Annotated in this window: 16 protein-coding genes; 14 read left to right on the forward strand and 2 right to left on the reverse strand. The window is 63.2% G+C overall.

Features of this window, described 5'->3' with window-relative positions; all coding sequences use genetic code 11:
* Positions 1–123 precede the first annotated feature (123 nt).
* From ACJ8QI_RS15825 to hpaC, 11 genes are all read left to right on the forward strand, one after another.
* The gene (locus tag ACJ8QI_RS15825; protein WP_336843691.1) at positions 124–756 is read left to right on the forward strand and encodes a fumarylacetoacetate hydrolase family protein; all 633 of its coding nucleotides are present in this window, start codon (positions 124–126) and stop codon (positions 754–756) included.
* Entirely contained in the window at positions 753–1,517 is a 765-nt protein-coding gene (locus tag ACJ8QI_RS15830) for a fumarylacetoacetate hydrolase family protein (protein ID WP_049202355.1), read from the forward strand. The genes ACJ8QI_RS15825 and ACJ8QI_RS15830 overlap by 4 nt, the downstream gene beginning before the upstream one ends.
* On the forward strand, positions 1,514–2,968 hold the full coding sequence (hpaE, locus tag ACJ8QI_RS15835) for a 5-carboxymethyl-2-hydroxymuconate semialdehyde dehydrogenase (protein ID WP_033636981.1): 1,455 nt from the start codon (positions 1,514–1,516) through the stop codon (positions 2,966–2,968). The genes ACJ8QI_RS15830 and hpaE overlap by 4 nt, the downstream gene beginning before the upstream one ends.
* Before the next feature lie 37 nt (positions 2,969–3,005).
* Positions 3,006–4,079 carry a 3,4-dihydroxyphenylacetate 2,3-dioxygenase gene (hpaD, locus tag ACJ8QI_RS15840; RefSeq protein WP_089180517.1) on the forward strand — a complete coding sequence of 358 codons (1,074 nt, stop codon included), beginning with the start codon at positions 3,006–3,008 and terminating at the stop codon, positions 4,077–4,079.
* Between the two features lie 50 nt (positions 4,080–4,129).
* On the forward strand, positions 4,130–4,516 hold the full coding sequence (locus ACJ8QI_RS15845) for a 5-carboxymethyl-2-hydroxymuconate Delta-isomerase (RefSeq protein ID WP_004933172.1): 387 nt from the start codon (positions 4,130–4,132) through the stop codon (positions 4,514–4,516).
* Positions 4,517–4,530: 14 nt separating this feature from the next.
* Complete coding sequence (hpaH, locus tag ACJ8QI_RS15850) at positions 4,531–5,334, forward strand: 2-oxo-hept-4-ene-1,7-dioate hydratase (protein ID WP_004933170.1); 804 nt, start codon at positions 4,531–4,533, stop codon at positions 5,332–5,334.
* Between the two features lie 76 nt (positions 5,335–5,410).
* Complete coding sequence (hpaI, locus tag ACJ8QI_RS15855; RefSeq protein ID WP_060440813.1) at positions 5,411–6,205, forward strand: 4-hydroxy-2-oxoheptanedioate aldolase; 795 nt, start codon at positions 5,411–5,413, stop codon at positions 6,203–6,205.
* Positions 6,206–6,208: 3 nt separating this feature from the next.
* Positions 6,209–7,579, forward strand: a complete 1,371-nt coding sequence (hpaX, locus tag ACJ8QI_RS15860; protein ID WP_038878424.1) for a 4-hydroxyphenylacetate permease — start codon at positions 6,209–6,211, stop codon at positions 7,577–7,579.
* 34 nt (positions 7,580–7,613) lie between these two features.
* Positions 7,614–8,510, forward strand: a complete 897-nt coding sequence (gene hpaA, locus ACJ8QI_RS15865) for a 4-hydroxyphenylacetate catabolism regulatory protein HpaA (RefSeq protein ID WP_060422240.1) — start codon at positions 7,614–7,616, stop codon at positions 8,508–8,510.
* A gap of 178 nt (positions 8,511–8,688) precedes the next feature.
* Positions 8,689–10,251, forward strand: coding sequence for a 4-hydroxyphenylacetate 3-monooxygenase, oxygenase component (hpaB, locus tag ACJ8QI_RS15870; protein WP_019454961.1), 1,563 nt, complete (start codon positions 8,689–8,691; stop codon positions 10,249–10,251).
* Between the two features lie 16 nt (positions 10,252–10,267).
* Positions 10,268–10,783 (forward strand): 4-hydroxyphenylacetate 3-monooxygenase, reductase component, encoded by a 516-nt coding sequence (gene hpaC, locus ACJ8QI_RS15875; RefSeq protein ID WP_033636989.1) that lies wholly within the window; start codon positions 10,268–10,270, stop codon positions 10,781–10,783.
* Positions 10,784–10,816: 33 nt separating this feature from the next.
* Here hpaC and ampH read toward each other — a convergent pair whose 3' ends face one another.
* Both ampH and ACJ8QI_RS15885 read right to left on the reverse strand, forming a co-directional pair.
* Positions 10,817–11,959, reverse strand: coding sequence for a D-alanyl-D-alanine-carboxypeptidase/endopeptidase AmpH (gene ampH, locus ACJ8QI_RS15880; protein ID WP_060422247.1), 1,143 nt, complete (start codon positions 11,957–11,959; stop codon positions 10,817–10,819).
* Between the two features lie 126 nt (positions 11,960–12,085).
* The gene (locus ACJ8QI_RS15885; protein WP_060422250.1) at positions 12,086–12,844 is read right to left on the reverse strand and encodes a FadR/GntR family transcriptional regulator; all 759 of its coding nucleotides are present in this window, start codon (positions 12,842–12,844) and stop codon (positions 12,086–12,088) included.
* Between the two features lie 235 nt (positions 12,845–13,079).
* Here ACJ8QI_RS15885 and ACJ8QI_RS15890 point away from each other — a divergent pair, with 235 nt between their 5' ends.
* From ACJ8QI_RS15890 to ACJ8QI_RS15900, 3 genes are read left to right on the forward strand one after another with little or no spacing between them, the layout of a single operon-like run.
* Entirely contained in the window at positions 13,080–13,820 is a 741-nt protein-coding gene (locus tag ACJ8QI_RS15890) for an SDR family oxidoreductase (protein WP_102985482.1), read from the forward strand.
* Positions 13,821–13,845: 25 nt separating this feature from the next.
* A complete protein-coding gene (locus ACJ8QI_RS15895) occupies positions 13,846–14,691 on the forward strand; it encodes a fumarylacetoacetate hydrolase family protein (RefSeq protein WP_342890138.1) in 846 nt (281 codons plus the stop codon).
* 14 nt (positions 14,692–14,705) lie between these two features.
* Positions 14,706–15,983 carry an L-fuconate dehydratase gene (locus ACJ8QI_RS15900; RefSeq protein ID WP_442532800.1) on the forward strand — a complete coding sequence of 426 codons (1,278 nt, stop codon included), beginning with the start codon at positions 14,706–14,708 and terminating at the stop codon, positions 15,981–15,983.
* Positions 15,984–15,986: the final 3 nt, after the last annotated feature.

Consider the following 15,986-nt stretch of genomic DNA (forward strand, 5'->3'; position numbering starts at 1 on the left):
ATTTTGTTATCACGATCACAAATCACTCCAAGCGCGTTGCGTAAAAGCTGCACAGCGTATAAAAGTAATCATTAATATATTAATGAATGCCGGTTGTCATGTTTTGCCATTGGAGGAGTTCGCATGAAAGGCACCGTATTTTCCGTTGCGCTGAATCACCGCAGCCAACTGGACGCCTGGGATCAGGCGTTTCACCAGCCGCCGTATCAGACCCCGCCCAAAACCCCGGTCTGGTTTATCAAACCGCGCAACACCCACCTCGCCAACGGCGGGGCGATCCCGTTTCCGGCCGGTGAAACCGTGCACAGCGGCGGCACGCTGGCGGTGATCATCGGCGATACCGCGCGCAAGGTGCCGGTGGCGCAGGTGGGCCGTTATCTGGCCGGCTACGCGTTGGCCAACGACGTCAGCCTGCCGGAGAGCAGCTTCTACCGCCCGGCGATCAAGGCTAAATGCCGCGACGGGTTCTGCCCGTTGGGGGAGATCGGCCAGCTGGCGAATGCCGATCGGCTGGAGATCGTCACCGAGATCAACGGTGTGGAGCAGGATCGTTGGTCCACCGCCGATCTGGTGCGCTCGGTGCCGGAGCTGATCGCCGCCATCAGCGACTTTATCACCCTGCAGCCGGGCGATGCGGTGCTGATCGGCACCCCGCTCCAGCGGGTGGAGATCAAACCGGGGGATGAGGTGACGGTGCGCGCCGCCGGCCTGCCCACGCTGACCAACCGCGTCACCCAGGCAGGAGCCGCATCATGAAACATGCCCGTATTCGCCATCATGGCCAGATCTTCAACGTGCAGGTGGACGAGCAGCTGCGCGTCACGCTGCCGAACGGCGAGGTGCTGCAGGAGCGCGAAGTGGAATGGCTGCCGCCGGCGCAGGGCACGGTGTTCGCCCTGGGGCTGAATTATGCCGACCACGCCAGCGAGCTGGAATTCAAGGCGCCGGAAGAGCCGCTGGTGTTCCTCAAAGCGCCGAACACCCTGACCGGTCACCGCCAGGTGTCGGTACGCCCGGCCGGCGTGGAGTACATGCATTACGAAGCCGAGCTGGTGGCGGTGATCGGCAAGACCGCGCGCAACGTCAGCCGCGAGCACGCCATGGAGTATGTGGCGGGCTACACCCTGTGCAACGACTACGCCATTCGCGATTACCTGGAAAACTACTACCGGCCGAATCTGCGGGTGAAGAGCCGCGACACCCTGACGCCGATCGGGCCTTACATCGTCGATCGCGACGACGTCGCCGATCCGCACCGGCTGGCGCTCAGCACTTACGTCAACGGCGAGCTGCGCCAGCGCGGCAGCACCGCCGACATGATTTTCGACATTCCGTTCCTGGTCGCCTACCTGAGCGAATTCATGACGCTGCAGCCGGGCGACATGATCGCCACCGGCACGCCGAAAGGGCTGGCCGACGTGCAGCCGGGCGACGAAGTGGTGGTGGAAATCGAGGGCATCGGCCGTCTGGTTAACCACATTATCAGTGAAAAAGATTACGAGGAGAGCCTGCGATGAAGACCATCAACCACTGGATCAACGGCAAGAACGTCGCCAGCAAAGAGTACTTCACCACCACCAACCCGGCGAACGGCGAGGTGCTGGCGGAGGTGGCCTCCGGCGGCCAGTTGGAGATAGACCAGGCGGTGGCGGCGGCGAAAGAGGCGTTCCCCAAGTGGGCCAACACGCCGATGAAAGAGCGCGCGCGCCTGATGCGCCGCCTGGGCGAGCTGATCGACCAGAACGTGCCGCAGATCGCCGAACTGGAAACCGCCGACACCGGCCTGCCGATCCACCAGACCAAAAACGTGCTGATCCCGCGCGCTTCGCACAACTTCGAGTTCTTCGCCGAGGTGTGCCAGCAGATGAACGGCAAGACTTACCCGGTGGACGACAAGATGCTCAACTACACGCTGGTGCAGCCGGTGGGGGTGTGTGCGCTGGTGTCGCCGTGGAACGTGCCGTTCATGACCGCCACCTGGAAGACCGCGCCTTGCCTGGCGCTGGGCAACACCGCGGTGCTGAAGATGTCCGAACTGTCGCCGCTGACCGCCGATCGCCTGGGCGAGCTGGCGCTGGAGGCCGGCATTCCGGCCGGGGTGCTGAACGTGGTGCAGGGCTACGGCGCCACCGCCGGCGACGCGCTGGTGCGCCATAAAGACGTGCGCGCGGTCTCCTTCACCGGCGGCACCGCCACCGGCCGCCGCATCATCGAAAGCGCCGGGCTGAAAAAATTCTCCATGGAACTGGGCGGCAAGTCGCCGGTGCTGATCTTTGAAGACGCCGACATCGAGCGGGCGCTCGACGCCGCGCTGTTCACCATCTTCTCGATCAACGGCGAACGCTGCACCGCCGGTTCGCGCATCTTCATTCAGGAGAGCATCTACCCGGAATTCGTCAAACGTTTCGCCGAGCGCGCCAACCGCCTGCGCGTGGGCGATCCGCAAGATCCCAACACCCAGGTGGGGGCGCTGATCAGCCCGCAGCACTGGGAAAAAGTCTCCGGCTATATCCGCCTCGGGGTGGAAGAAGGGGCGACCCTGCTGGCCGGTGGCCCGGACAAACCGGCCGGCCTGAGCCACGGCAACTTCCTGCGCCCGACGGTGCTGGCGGATGTCGACAACCGGATGCGCGTGGCGCAGGAGGAGATCTTCGGGCCGGTGGCCTGCCTGTTGCCGTTCAAATCAGAAGAAGACGGCCTGCGCATGGCCAACGACGTGGAGTACGGCCTGGCGTCGTACATCTGGACGCAGGATGTGAGCAAGGTTCTGCGCCTGGCCCGCGGCATTGAAGCGGGCATGGTTTTCGTCAACACCCAAAACGTACGCGATCTGCGCCAACCGTTCGGCGGCGTGAAAGCCTCCGGCACCGGCCGCGAAGGCGGCGAATACAGCTTCGAAGTGTTCGCCGAAATGAAGAACGTGTGCATTTCCATGGGCGACCACCCGATCCCGAAATGGGGCGTTTGAGCCTCAGGCCACAATAATAACGAAAGAGATGAGAACAATGACGACAAAACTGACCACTGATGCTGTCCCTGCTCCCGACGTCGTGCGCTGTGCCTACATGGAAATTCAGGTCACGAACCTTAAAGCCGCACGCGAATTTTACGTCGATATCCTCGGCCTGGTCGTGACCGCCGAAGAGGATAAAACCCTCTACCTGCGTTCGATGGAAGAGTTCATTCACCATAACCTGGTGCTGCGCGAAGGCCCGGTCGCCGCCGTGGCGGCGTTTGCTTTCCGCGTGCGCACGCCGGAAGACGTCGATCGCGCCGAGGCGTATTTCAAGGCGCTTGGCTGCCGTACCGAGCGGCGGGTGAACGGGTTCGCCAAAGGCATCGGCGATGCGGTGCGGGTAGAGGATCCGCTCGGTTTCCCGTATGAGTTTTTCTACGACGTGCAGCACGTCGAGCGCCTGGCCTGGCGCTACGATCTGTATACGCCGGGCGCGCTGGTGCGCCTCGACCACTTTAACCAAATCACTCCTGACGTGCCGCGCGCCGTGGAATACATCCAGGGGCTGGGCTTCCGCGTAACGGAAGACATCCGCGATGAAGACGGCGTGGTTTACGCTGCCTGGATGCGCCGCAAGGCGACGGTGCACGATACCGCGATGACCGGCGGCGCCGGGCCGCGCATGCACCACATCGCCTTCGCCACCCATGAAAAGCACAATATTTTGGCCATCTGCGACAAGCTCGGCGCGCTGCGCAAATCCGATTTGATCGAACGCGGCCCCGGCCGTCACGGCGTCTCTAACGCGTTCTACCTCTACCTGCGCGATCCCGATGGCCACCGCGTGGAAATCTACACGCAGGATTACTACACCGGCGATCCGGACAACCCGACCGTGACCTGGGACGTGCATGACAACCAGCGCCGCGACTGGTGGGGCAATCCGGTGGTGCCGAGCTGGTATACCGAAGGATCGCTGGTGCTGGATCTCGATGGGCAGCCACAGCCGGTCATCGAGCGCAGTGCGCCCAGCGAAATGGCCGTCACCATCGGCGCAGACGGTTTTTCCTATACCCGTGAGGGCGATACGGAAAAAGGTTTCAAGCTTGGCAATACGCTGTAAATGCCGCTGCGCGGGCCGAGCCCGCGCATATTTGCCGTCTGGAGAACGCTATGCCCCATTTTTACGCTGAATGTACCGACAACATCCGCCGCGAGGCGGATTTGCCCACCCTGTTCGCCAAGGTCAACGAGGCGCTGGCGGCGACCGGCATCTTCCCGCTGGCCGGCGTGCGCAGCCGCGCCATCTGGCTCGACACCTGGCAGATGGCCGACGGCAAGCAGGACTACGCCTTCGTGCACATGACGCTGAAGATCGGCCACGGCCGCAGTCTGGAAAGCCGGCAGCAGGTGGGCGAGATGCTGTTTGCGCTGATCAAGGAACACTTCGCCGCGCTGATGGCGCAGCGTTACCTGGCGCTCTCTTTCACCATGGAAGAGCTGGATCCGGTGCTGAATTACAAACAGAACAATGTCCACGCGCTGTTCAACAAGGCGTGAATAAGGGGTCGTAAATGCTGGATAAAGAGCAGGTTAACCGCGCCGTACAGCGCCTGCATCAGGCGGAAAAGAGTCGTGAACAGATCCGCGCGCTGTCGCTCGATCATCCCGAGATCACCATCGAAGACGCCTATGCCATTCAGCGGCAGTGGGTGGAGCTGAAGATCGCCGAGGGGCGCACGCTCAAAGGCCACAAGATCGGCTTGACCTCGCGCGCCATGCAGGTGAGCTCGCAGATCACCGAGCCGGACTACGGCGCGCTGCTGGACGACATGTTCTTCAACGACGGCAGCGACATTCCGATCGATCGCTTTATCGTGCCGCGGGTGGAGGTGGAGCTGGCGTTCGTGCTGGCCAAGCCGCTGCGCGGGCCGAACTGCACGCTGTTCGACGTCTACAACGCCACCGACTACGTCATTCCGGCGCTGGAGATCATCGACGCGCGCAGCCACAACGTCGATCCCGAGACTCAGCGGCCGCGCAAGGTGTTCGACACCATCTCCGACAACGCCGCCAACGCCGGGGTGGTGATGGGTGGGCGGCCGATCAAGCCGGATGCGCTGGATCTGCGCTGGATTTCCGCGCTGCTGTACCGCAACGGCGTGATTGAAGAATCCGGCGTGGCGGCGGCGGTGCTCAACCACCCGGCCAACGGCGTGGCCTGGCTGGCCAACAAGCTGGCGCCGTATGAGGTGGAGCTGGAAGCGGGGCAGGTGATCCTCGGCGGCTCCTTCACCCGGCCGGTGCCGGCGCGGCGCGGTGATACCTTCCACGTCGACTACGGCCCGATGGGCTGCATCAGCTGCCGCTTCGTCTAAAAAGCAGGCTCGGCGAACCGGGCCGACTAAACCGGGCGGGGGCCATGCGCTACGCCCGCTTGTCAGGGAGAATGCGATGTTAACCAACCACTTCAAGCGTGCGCTGCAGGAAAAACGCCCGCAGATCGGGCTGTGGCTCGGGCTGTGCAGCAGCTACAGCGCCGAGCTGCTGGCCGGCGCCGGTTTCGACTGGCTGCTGATCGACGGCGAACATGCGCCCAACAACGTGCAAACGGTGCTGGGGCAGTTGCAGGCGGTCGCGCCTTACCCGAGCCAGCCGGTGGTGCGGCCACCGTGGAACGACGCGGTGATCATCAAGCAGCTGCTGGACGTCGGCGCGCAAACCTTGCTTATCCCGATGATTCAAAACGCCGAACAGGCGCGCGACGCGGTGCGCGCCACGCGCTATCCGCCGCACGGCGTGCGCGGCGTCGGCAGCGCCCTGGCGCGCGCTTCGCGCTGGAACCGGGTGCCCGATTACCTGCAGCAGGCCGATGAGCAGATGTGCGTGCTGGTGCAGATTGAAACCCGCGAAGCGGTGAAAAACCTCGACGCCATTTTGCAGGTGGAAGGGGTGGACGGCGTGTTTATCGGCCCGGCGGATCTCAGCGCCGACATGGGCTTTGCCGGTAATCCGCAGCACCCGGAGGTGCAGCGCACCATCGACGACGCCATCGCGCGCATCCGCGCCGCCGGCAAGGCGCCGGGCATTTTGATGGCCAACAAGGCACTGGCGCAGCGCTATCTGGAGGCCGGCGCGCTGTTCGTTGCGGTGGGGGTGGACACCACCCTGCTGGCGCGGGCGGCGGAAGCCCTGGCGGACGAATTCAAACGGGGCGGGGCGCAAGCACCTTCATCGGGAGTCTACTGAACCATGAACCACGTCGATTCGCTGCAGCCGGCCAACCCGGCGCAGCAACATAAAGCGTTAACCGCCGCCGAGCAATCGGTGATTAAAAAGTTGTTTCGGCGCCTGATCATTTTCCTGTTCGTGTTGTTTGTTTTCTCTTTCCTCGATCGTATCAACATCGGCTTCGCCGGGCTGACGATGGGCAAAGATCTCGGCCTCAGCTCGACCATGTTCGGGCTGGCGGCGACGTTGTTCTATGTCACCTACGTGATCTTCGGCATTCCGAGCAACATGATGCTGAGCCGGGTCGGTGCGCGGCGCTGGATCGCCACCATCATGGTGCTGTGGGGCATCGCCTCCACCTGCACCATGTTCGCCACCGGGCCGACCAGCCTGTACGTGCTGCGCATGATCGTCGGCATCACCGAGGCCGGTTTCCTGCCGGGCATTCTGGTGTACCTCACCTACTGGTTCCCGGCGTTCTACCGCGCCCGCGCCAACGCGCTGTTCATGATCGCCATGCCGGTGACCATGGCGATCGGTTCGCTGGTCTCCGGCTATATCCTGGCGCTGGACGGGGTGATGAACCTGAAGGGTTGGCAGTGGCTGTTCCTGCTGGAAGGCATTCCGTCGGTGCTGCTGGGCGTGGTGGTGTGGTTCTACCTCGACGATACGCCGGCCAAGGCCAAGTGGCTGACCGACGAGGAGAAAGCCAGCCTGCAAGCGATGATGGAGGCCGACAAGCTGCAGCTGGTGCAGCCCAACGGGCCGAGCAGCCACCGCGCGCTGCAACAGCGCAGCCTGTGGCGCGAGATCTGCACGCCGATCGTGCTGATGTATACGCTGGCCTATTTCTGCCTGACCAACACCCTGAGCGCGATCAACATCTGGACGCCGCAGATCCTGCAAAGCTTCAACCAGGGCAGCAGCAACGTGACGATCGGCATTTTGGCGGCGATCCCGCAGATCTGCACCATCGCCGGCATGGTGTGGTGGAGTAAACGATCCGACAGGCTGCAGGAGCGCAAGCACCACACCGCGCTGCCGTACCTGTTCGCCGCCGCCGGCTGGCTGCTGGCGTCTGCCACCGATCACAGCCTGATCCAGTTGCTCGGGATCGTGATGGCCTCGGTCGGCTCCTTTACCGCCATGGCGATCTTCTGGACCACGCCGGATCAGTCGATCAGTCTGGAAGCGCGCGCGGTGGGGATCGCGGTGATCAACGCCACCGGCAACATCGGATCGGCGCTCAGCCCGCTGTTGATCGGCTGGTTCAAGGATCTGACCGGCAGCTTTAACTCCGGGCTGTATTTCGTCTCGGCGCTGTTGATCGTCGGCGCCGTGCTGGTGTGGCGCATTCCGATGAAGGATTCGCGCCCGAGAGCGACGCCTTGATGCACAAGTGGGCATGATTGCAGGAGGTCATGAGGTGCGGAAAAGTACCGGCTTTATCGCCAACATCGATATTTGCAAAGAGTATGACGCGCGCTACGCCGCCGACGAGGTGCACTACGAAACCTTCGCCGGGCTGGCGGCATTCTTCGGCCGCGACATGCAGGTGCATTGGCATGACTGCTTCTTCCAGGTGCATTTCCTGGAGACCGGCAAGATAGAGCTGCAGCTTGACGATCAGCACTATTCGGTGCAGGCGCCGCTGTTCATCCTCACGCCGCCGTCGGTGCCGCATGCGTTCTTCACCGAACCGGACAGCGACGGCCATGTGCTGACGGTGCGCCAGGAGCTGATTTGGCCGCTGTTGGAGCATCTGTATCCCGGCAGCAACCTGGCGCTGGACATGCCGGGCATCTGCCTGTCGCTGGCCGACGCGCCGCAGGAGCTGACGGCGCTCAGCCACTACTGGGCGCTGATCCGCCGCGAGTTCGGGCAGAACCTGGCCGGGCGCGAACAGACGCTGGCGCTGCTGGCGCAGGCGGTGTTCACGCTGCTGCTGCGCAACACCGCGCTGGAAGACAGCGCCAACAGCGGCGTGCGTGGCGAACTGCAGCTGTTTCAGCGGTTCAACAAGATGGTAGACGAGCGTTTTCGCGAGCACCTGCCGGTGCCGGAGTATGCGCAGGCGCTGGGGGTGACCGAATCGCGGCTCAACGACCTGTGCCGGCGCTTCGCCAACCGGCCACCCAAGCGGCTGATCTTCGATCGGCTGCTGCGCGAGGCCAAACGCATGCTGCTGTTCAGCGCCTGTACGGTGCATGAAACCGCCTACAGCCTCGGCTTCAAGGATCCGGCCTATTTCGCCCGTTTTTTCAATCGGCTGGAAGGCTGTTCCCCCTCGACCTACCGCGCGGCGCAACACGCCCTTTCGTAACCGCGATCACAGTTTGCCGCGAAAGCGGCAAACTGACCTGAAAAGTACCGGCGATTGCCGCAAAAGTCTCTTCTCGAAACCGGCTTTGGCAGCTTCAATTAAGCAACCAAAAGAAAACATTATTTTAACAAATGGCCGACTCCACGGCCTGAAAAATGCCGATGACGAGGAAGACCCGATGAAACCAGAAGACTTTCGTGCCGACAGCAAACGCCCGTTCACCGGCGCCGAATACCTGAAAAGTTTGCAGGATAGCCGCGAAATCTACATTTACGGCGAGCGCGTGAAAGACGTCACCACCCACCCGGCGTTCCGCAACGCGGCGGCGTCTGTCGGCCAGCTGTACGACGCGCTGCACGATCCGGCCAGCCAGGATCGCCTGTGCTGGAATACCGACACCGGCAACGGCGGCTATACCCACAAATTCTTCCGCTACGCCCGCAGCCCGGAAGAGATGCGTCAGCAGCGTGACGCCATCGCCGACTGGTCGCGTCAAAGCTACGGCTGGATGGGGCGCACGCCGGATTATAAAGCGGCCTTCGGCTGCGCGCTGGGCGCTTATCCGGAGTTCTACGGTCAATTCGCCGATAACGCGCGCCACTGGTACAAACGCATTCAGGAAACCGGGCTCTATTTCAACCACGCCATCGTCAACCCACCGATCGACCGCCACAAGCCGGTCAACGAGGTGAAGGACGTCTACATTCAGGTGGAGAAAGAGACCGACGCTGGCATCATCGTCAGCGGCGCCAAAGTGGTGGCTACCAACTCGGCGTTGACCCACTACAACTTCATCGGCTTCGGTTCGGCGCAGGTGATGGGCGATAACCCGGACTTCGCGCTGATGTTCGTGGCGCCGATGGACGCGGAAGGGGTGAAGCTGATTTCGCGCGCCTCCTACGAGCTGGTGGCCGGCGCCACCGGATCGCCGTTCGACTACCCGCTCACGAGCCGCTTCGACGAGAACGACGCGATCTTGATCATGGATCATGTGCTGATCCCGTGGGAAAACGTGCTGATCTACCGCGATTTCGACCGCTGCCGCCGCTGGAGCACCCAGGGCGGTTTCGCCCGGCTGTTCCCGCTGCAGGCCTGCGTGCGCCTTGCGGTGAAGATGGACTTTATCACCGCGCTGCTGCAAAAGAGCCTCTCGTGCACCGGCGTGCTGGAGTTCCGCGGTGTGCAGGCCGATCTGGGTGAAGTGGTGGCCTGGCGCAACCTGTTCTGGTCGCTGAGCGACGCGATGTGCGCCGAAGCCACAAAATGGGAAAACGGCGCTTACCTGCCGGATTCCGCCGCGCTGCAAACCTACCGCGTGATGGCGCCGATGGCCTACACCAAGGTGAAACACATTATCGAGAAGAACGTCACCAGCGGCCTGATCTACCTGCCGTCCAGCGTGCGCGACATGAACAACCCGGAGATCGACAAGTACCTGGCGCGCTACGTGCGCGGATCGGACGGCATGGATCACGTCGAGCGCATCAAGATCCTCAAGCTGATGTGGGACGCGATCGGCAGCGAGTTCGGCGGGCGCCACGAGCTGTATGAGATCAACTACGCCGGCAGCCAGGATGAGATCCGCCTGCAGTGCCTGCGCCACGCGCAGGGATCCGGCAACATGGATCGCATGATGCAGATGGTCGACAAGTGCCTGGCCGATTACGATCAGCACGGCTGGAAGGTGCCGCACCTGCGGAACAATGACGATATTAATCAGTTGGATAATCTGCTGAAGTAATTCAGGAGGAGGTGGTATGTCTCAGGAAAATGAACAGCGCCTGCGCTTTCGCGACGCCATGGCCAGCCTGTCGGCGGCGGTGAATATCGTCACCACCGACGGCCCGGCGGGGCGCTGCGGCATCACCGCCACGGCGGTGTGCTCGGTAACCGATACGCCGCCGACGCTGCTGGTGTGCATCAACCGTAACAGCGCGATGAACCCGGTGTTTCAGGAAAACCGCAGGCTGTGCGTCAACGTGCTCAACCACGAGCAGGAGCTGATGGCGCGCCACTTCGCCGGCATGACCGGCGTCAGCATGGAAGATCGTTTCCGGCTGGAAGAGTGGCAGCTCGGTGCGCTGGGGCAGCCGGTGCTGCGCAATACCCTGGCCAGCCTGGAAGGGGAGATCGAGCAGATCCAGAGCATCGGCACCCACCAGATGTACCTGGTGCAGATCAAGCAGATCGCGCTGAGTGAAGCCGGCAACGGGCTGATCTACTTCAAGCGCAATTTCCATTCGGTGATCCACCCGATGGCGGTGCCGGCCTGAGGCGTTGGGGCGCAGCCTGCTGCGCCCCGCGTTTCAACTCTTGTTAGCCGCCAGATCGCTCACCAGGCGGTTGACCGGATCGCTCATGTTGGTGAATTTGCTCAGCTCCGAGCGGGTCACCACCACGAACACCCCGACGTTTTTCGCCGGGATCATCGCCATGTAGGTAATGAACCCGCCGCCGCCGCCGGTCTTCTGAATGATGCCCGGCAGCCCGTCCTTCGGCGCCATATACACCCAACCCAACCCCAGCGCATCCGCTTGCCCCGGCACGTCCATGCCCTTCAGCGACACCAGATCGTGACGCTGGAAGTACATGGTTTGCTCGCTGGCGGCGGTGGCTTTGCGCGGACCGCTGGCGCTGGAGGAGAGGAATTGTTGCATCCAGCGCTGCATGTCGCGCGGGGTGGAGTAGACGCCGCCGCTGCCGGCCGCGGCGGTGGTGTCGCGGCAGGCGCTCGGGCCGGCCGCCGCCACCATCAGGCGCGAGCACTGCTCGGGGCTCGGCGTCAGCGTGGTGTCGACCATGCCGAGCGGCGCGGTGATTTTCTCTTTCAGCAGCGCGTTGTAAGGCTTGCCCGCGGCGCGCGACAGCGCATCGGCCAGCAGGTCATACGCCAGGTTGGAGTAGGCGGCGCGTACGCCCGGCGGTACCGTGACGTTGGCATGGGCCAGCCACTGCCAGCGCTGAGCCTTGGTCGGCCAGGTGAACACCGGCGTTTTCGGCGGCTTCTTGCCCGGCTGCTCGCGCGGCAGCGAGCTGGTGTGCGTCGCCAGGTTCAGCAGGGTGATCGGCTGCCCGGCGTTGTAAGCCGGCACATAGGCGCCTTTGGGGGCGTACTTGCGCAGCGGGTCGGTCAGTTTGACCTGGCCTGCCGCCGCCATTTTCACCATCACTTCGCTGGTCATCAGCTTGGTGATCGAAGCGATGCGGATCAGCGAATCCGGGCGCGGGCGCAGGTTGTTGCCGGGTTTGGTATCGCCAAAGCTGCGGTTAACCACCTGATTGCCGTCGATCACCACCAGCGCCATGCCGGTGGCGCCGCTGTTGTAGAAAATATGTTCGGCATACTGGTCGACGATTTGCGAAGCCAGCTGCGGAGGCGCGGCCTGCACGGCCAGCGGCGCGGCGCACAGGCCCAGCGCCAGCAATAAAGCGGAGACAGAGTTCTTCAACGGTCGTTATCCATTTAACAATGCAGCGGGGAAAGGGCTTATCCGTCGCCCAGTGTAATGCGCCCGGACCCCGGCTGCATGTAGAAAAAAGAGCGGTGGCGATAAAATTTTTTCACCGCCGGCGAGCTACTGCGCGCGGGCGAAAATGGCGATCACTTCATCGAGGTGCGCCTTCATCGCCTTGCGGGCGCCGCGCACGTCGCGCGCTTCGATCGCCGCCAGGATCGCCCGGTGTTCCAGTTCGGAACGGTGCGGCATGTCGTCCGGCGTATAGTGGCGTTGCAGCACGCGGAACATGCTGCCGTAACGGTGGCCGAGCAGGTGGCCGATGATGAACGCATAGGCCGGGTTGCCGCTGGCCTGGGCGATGCGGATGTGGAACAGCCGATCGCCGGGGTGGGTGGCGGAACCGGCGCGGTTATCGCGGCAGTTCTGCTCGTAGGCGGCGCGGATGCCCGCCAGCTCTTCGTCGGTGGCGTGGCGCGCGGCCAGCGCGGCGGTCTCCGGTTCGATCAGCAGACGGGTTTGCAGCAGAGAAAACGGCGGCAGCTCGGCGTTGAAATCCAGCTCGATGTTCAGTTCGTCGTCGATCTCCGCCCACTGGTTGCGGCCGGCCTGGGTCATCACCGGCTCCTGCGACGGCGCCAGCGGCGTTGGCGAGCGCACGATCACCCCGTTACCGACCTTGACGTCCACCAGGCCGATCACTTCCAGCGCGATAAGCGCCTCGCGCACCGACGCGCGGCTGACCTGCAACTGCTGGGCGAGATCCCGCTCCGAGGGCAGGCGGCTGCCCGGCGGAAATTCGTTATTTTCGATAAGACGTTTGAGCTGGTCAGCTATCTGTCTGTAAATTCTTGGGTTTTCCAGTCGGGTAATCGGCATTTTTGACCTTTGACGATTCGGCGTTCAGTGATTTGGCGCACAATTATGCGACAAGGCGCTTGAGTAATCGTTATTCAAGTGTAAAAAAATGGTTAATTGAAATGCGGTTTCAAGGCTGTTTTATTAACTTCTTCCCCCAACGATAACGCGTAAAGCGTCTTTTGTCATGTTAGAGGCCTGACCTTTAACCGCCTTTAGTGGCCTGACCATTAGACCTTTAGGCCGAGGAGTCAAGATGGATTTAACCGGGAAACGCGTACTGATCACCGCCGCCGGGCAAGGGATCGGTTTTACCACCGCCAGGCTGTTCGCCGCCGCCGGCGCTGAAGTGATCGCCAGCGACATCAACCTCGAGCGCCTGCAGGGCTCTGCCGGGATCCGCGCGCTGACGCTAAACGTCACCGATCCGGCCGCCATCGCGGCGGCGGCGGAAGCGATCGGCCCGATCGACGTGCTGTTCAACTGCGCCGGCGTGGTGCACAGCGGATCGATCCTCGATTGCACCGAAGATCAGTGGGCGTTCGCGCTCGATCTCAACGTCACCGCGATGTTTCGCATGATCCGCGCTTTCCTGCCGGGCATGTTGGCGCGCGGCAAAGGCTCGATCATCAACATGTCCTCGGTGGCCTCGAGCGTGAAAGGGGTGCCGAACCGCTTCGCTTACAGCGCCAGCAAGGCGGCGGTGATCGGCCTGACGCGCTCGGTGGCGGCGGACTACGTCACGCAGGGCATCCGCTGCAACGCCATCTGCCCCGGCACGGTGGAGTCGCCGTCGCTGCGCCAGCGTATTGCCGAGCAGGCGCGCGAGCAGGGGCGCAGCGAGCAAGAGGTGTATCAGGCGTTCGTCGCCCGTCAGCCGATCGGGCGCATCGGCACCACCGAGGAAATCGCCCAATTGGCGCTGTATCTGGCCTCTGACGCCAGTTCATACACCACCGGCACGGTGCAGATCATCGACGGCGGCTGGAGCAACTGAGCCGCCATTTTTGAGAGAGGAAGGCATGAAACTTTTACGTTACGGGCAACCCGGGCAAGAGCGCCCCGGCATGTTGGATGCGCAAGGCCGCCTGCGCGATTTGTCGCAGCATATCGCCGACGTGGGGGGCGCCGCGTTATTGCCGGCGTCGCTCGCCAAACTGCGTGCGCTGGACAGCGCCACGCTGCCGCTGGTCGAAGGGCAGCCGCGCCTCGGCGCTTGCGTCGGTGGCATCGGCAAGTTTATCTGCATTGGCCTGAACTATGCCGATCACGCGGCAGAAACTGGTGCGGCCATTCCTGAGGAACCGGTGGTATTCAACAAATGGACCAGCGCGGTGATCGGCCCCCACGATCGGGTGGAGATCCCGCGCGGCTCGCAGAAAACCGACTGGGAAGTGGAGCTGGGCGTGGTGATCGGCCAGGGCGGGCGCTACATCAGCGAAGCAGACGCGATGCGCCACGTCGCCGGCTACTGCGTGATCAACGACGTATCAGAACGCGAATATCAAATTGAGCGCGGCGGCACCTGGGACAAGGGCAAAGGCTGCGACACCTTCGGGCCGATCGGCCCCTGGCTGGTGACCGCCGACGAGATCGCCGATCCGCACAGCCTGAACCTGTGGCTGGAGGTGGACGGTAAGCGCTATCAGGATGGCAACACCAGCACCATGATCTTCCGCATTCCGCAGATCGTCAGCTACCTCAGCCGTTTCATGAGCCTGCAGCCGGGCGATGTGATTTCCACCGGCACGCCGCCGGGCGTCGGCATGGGGCAGAAACCGCAGCCTATCTATCTGCGGGCGGGCCAGACGATGCGTCTGGGCATCGAAGGGCTGGGCGAACAGTGCCAGCAAACCGTACAGGCCTAACCGGGAGCGCCGCCATGACCACCATTACCGCACTGCGGGTTGAAGACATTCGTTTCCCCACGTCGCTGGGGCTGGACGGATCCGACGCCATGAATCCGGATCCCGACTATTCCGCCGCCTACGTGATCCTGGAGACCGATCGCGCGGATCTCAGCGGCCACGGGCTGACGTTCACCATCGGCCGCGGCAACGAGATCTGCTGCGCGGCGATCCGCGCGCTGGAGCATCAGATTGTCGGCGAGCGGCTGGAGGATATCGCCGCCGACATGGGCGCCTTCTGGCGGCGCTTCACCAGCGACAGCCAGCTGCGCTGGATCGGGCCGGACAAGGGGGCCATTCACCTGGCGACCGGCGCGGTGGTCAACGCGGTGTGGGATCTGTGGGCCAAATCGGTCGGCAAGCCGGTGTGGCGGCTGGTGGCGGAGATGACGCCGGAGGAGCTGGTGCGCTGCATCGACTTCCGTTACATCACCGACTGCATCACGCCGCAGGAAGCGCTGGCGCTGCTGAAACAGCGGGCCGAGGGCAAAGAGCAGCGCCTGGCGCGGCTGCTGCAGGAGGGGTATCCCTGTTACACCACCTCCGCCGGCTGGCTGGGCTACCCGGACGACAAGCTGCGCCGCCTGTGCCAAGAAGCGGTCGACGCCGGTTTCTCCTACCTGAAGCTGAAGGTCGGGCGCGATCTGGAAGACGACATCCGCCGGGTGCGCATCGCCCGCGAGGTGATCGGCCCGGATCGCCGGCTGATGATCGACGCCAACCAGGTGTGGGAGGTGGACGAAGCCATTCCGTGGGTGAAACACCTGGCGTTCGCCAAACCCTGGTTTATCGAAGAGCCGACCAGCCCGGACGACGTGGAAGGGCACCGCCGCATCCGCGAAGGGGTGGCGCCGGTCAAGGTGGCCACCGGTGAGATGTGCCAGAACCGAATCATGTTCAAGCAGTTCATCATGCACGGCGCGGTAGACGTGGTACAGATCGACGCCTGCCGTCTCGGCGGCGTCAACGAAGTGCTGGCGGTGATGCTGATGGCGGCCAAATACCAGCTGCCGGTCTGCCCGCACGCCGGCGGCGTCGGGCTGTGCGAGTACGTGCAGCACCTGTCGATGATCGACTACCTGTGCATTGCCGGCACCCACGAAGGCCGGGTGATCGAGTATGTCGATCATTTGCATGAACACTTTGTCGATCCCTGCGTGATCAAAGGCGCGGCCTACATGCCGCCGAGCCGTCCCGGCTATTCGATCGAGATGCATCCATCGTCGATCGCGCAGTATCGGTTCCGCGGGTGAGGG

The sequence above is a fragment of the Serratia sp. CY84636 genome (assembly GCF_052166245.1).
Lineage (GTDB): Bacteria > Pseudomonadota > Gammaproteobacteria > Enterobacterales > Enterobacteriaceae > Serratia > Serratia nevei.

Excerpts from the sequence above, each read along its gene's own strand:
- hpaD (WP_089180517.1), top strand. The coding sequence starts at position 3,006 with ATGACGACAAAACTGACCACTGATGCTGTCCCTGCTCCCGACGTCGTG.
- ACJ8QI_RS15900 (WP_442532800.1), top strand. The coding sequence starts at position 14,706 with ATGACCACCATTACCGCACTGCGGGTTGAAGACATTCGTTTCCCCACG.
- hpaB (WP_019454961.1), top strand. The coding sequence starts at position 8,689 with ATGAAACCAGAAGACTTTCGTGCCGACAGCAAACGCCCGTTCACCGGC.
- hpaX (WP_038878424.1), top strand. The coding sequence starts at position 6,209 with ATGAACCACGTCGATTCGCTGCAGCCGGCCAACCCGGCGCAGCAACAT.
- ACJ8QI_RS15895 (WP_342890138.1), top strand. The coding sequence starts at position 13,846 with ATGAAACTTTTACGTTACGGGCAACCCGGGCAAGAGCGCCCCGGCATG.
- ACJ8QI_RS15830 (WP_049202355.1), top strand. The coding sequence starts at position 753 with ATGAAACATGCCCGTATTCGCCATCATGGCCAGATCTTCAACGTGCAG.
- hpaE (WP_033636981.1), top strand. The coding sequence starts at position 1,514 with ATGAAGACCATCAACCACTGGATCAACGGCAAGAACGTCGCCAGCAAA.
- hpaH (WP_004933170.1), top strand. The coding sequence starts at position 4,531 with ATGCTGGATAAAGAGCAGGTTAACCGCGCCGTACAGCGCCTGCATCAG.
- ACJ8QI_RS15845 (WP_004933172.1), top strand. The coding sequence starts at position 4,130 with ATGCCCCATTTTTACGCTGAATGTACCGACAACATCCGCCGCGAGGCG.
- hpaC (WP_033636989.1), top strand. The coding sequence starts at position 10,268 with ATGTCTCAGGAAAATGAACAGCGCCTGCGCTTTCGCGACGCCATGGCC.
- ACJ8QI_RS15825 (WP_336843691.1), top strand. The coding sequence starts at position 124 with ATGAAAGGCACCGTATTTTCCGTTGCGCTGAATCACCGCAGCCAACTG.
- ACJ8QI_RS15890 (WP_102985482.1), top strand. The coding sequence starts at position 13,080 with ATGGATTTAACCGGGAAACGCGTACTGATCACCGCCGCCGGGCAAGGG.
- hpaI (WP_060440813.1), top strand. The coding sequence starts at position 5,411 with ATGTTAACCAACCACTTCAAGCGTGCGCTGCAGGAAAAACGCCCGCAG.
- ACJ8QI_RS15885 (WP_060422250.1), bottom strand. The coding sequence starts at position 12,844 with ATGCCGATTACCCGACTGGAAAACCCAAGAATTTACAGACAGATAGCT.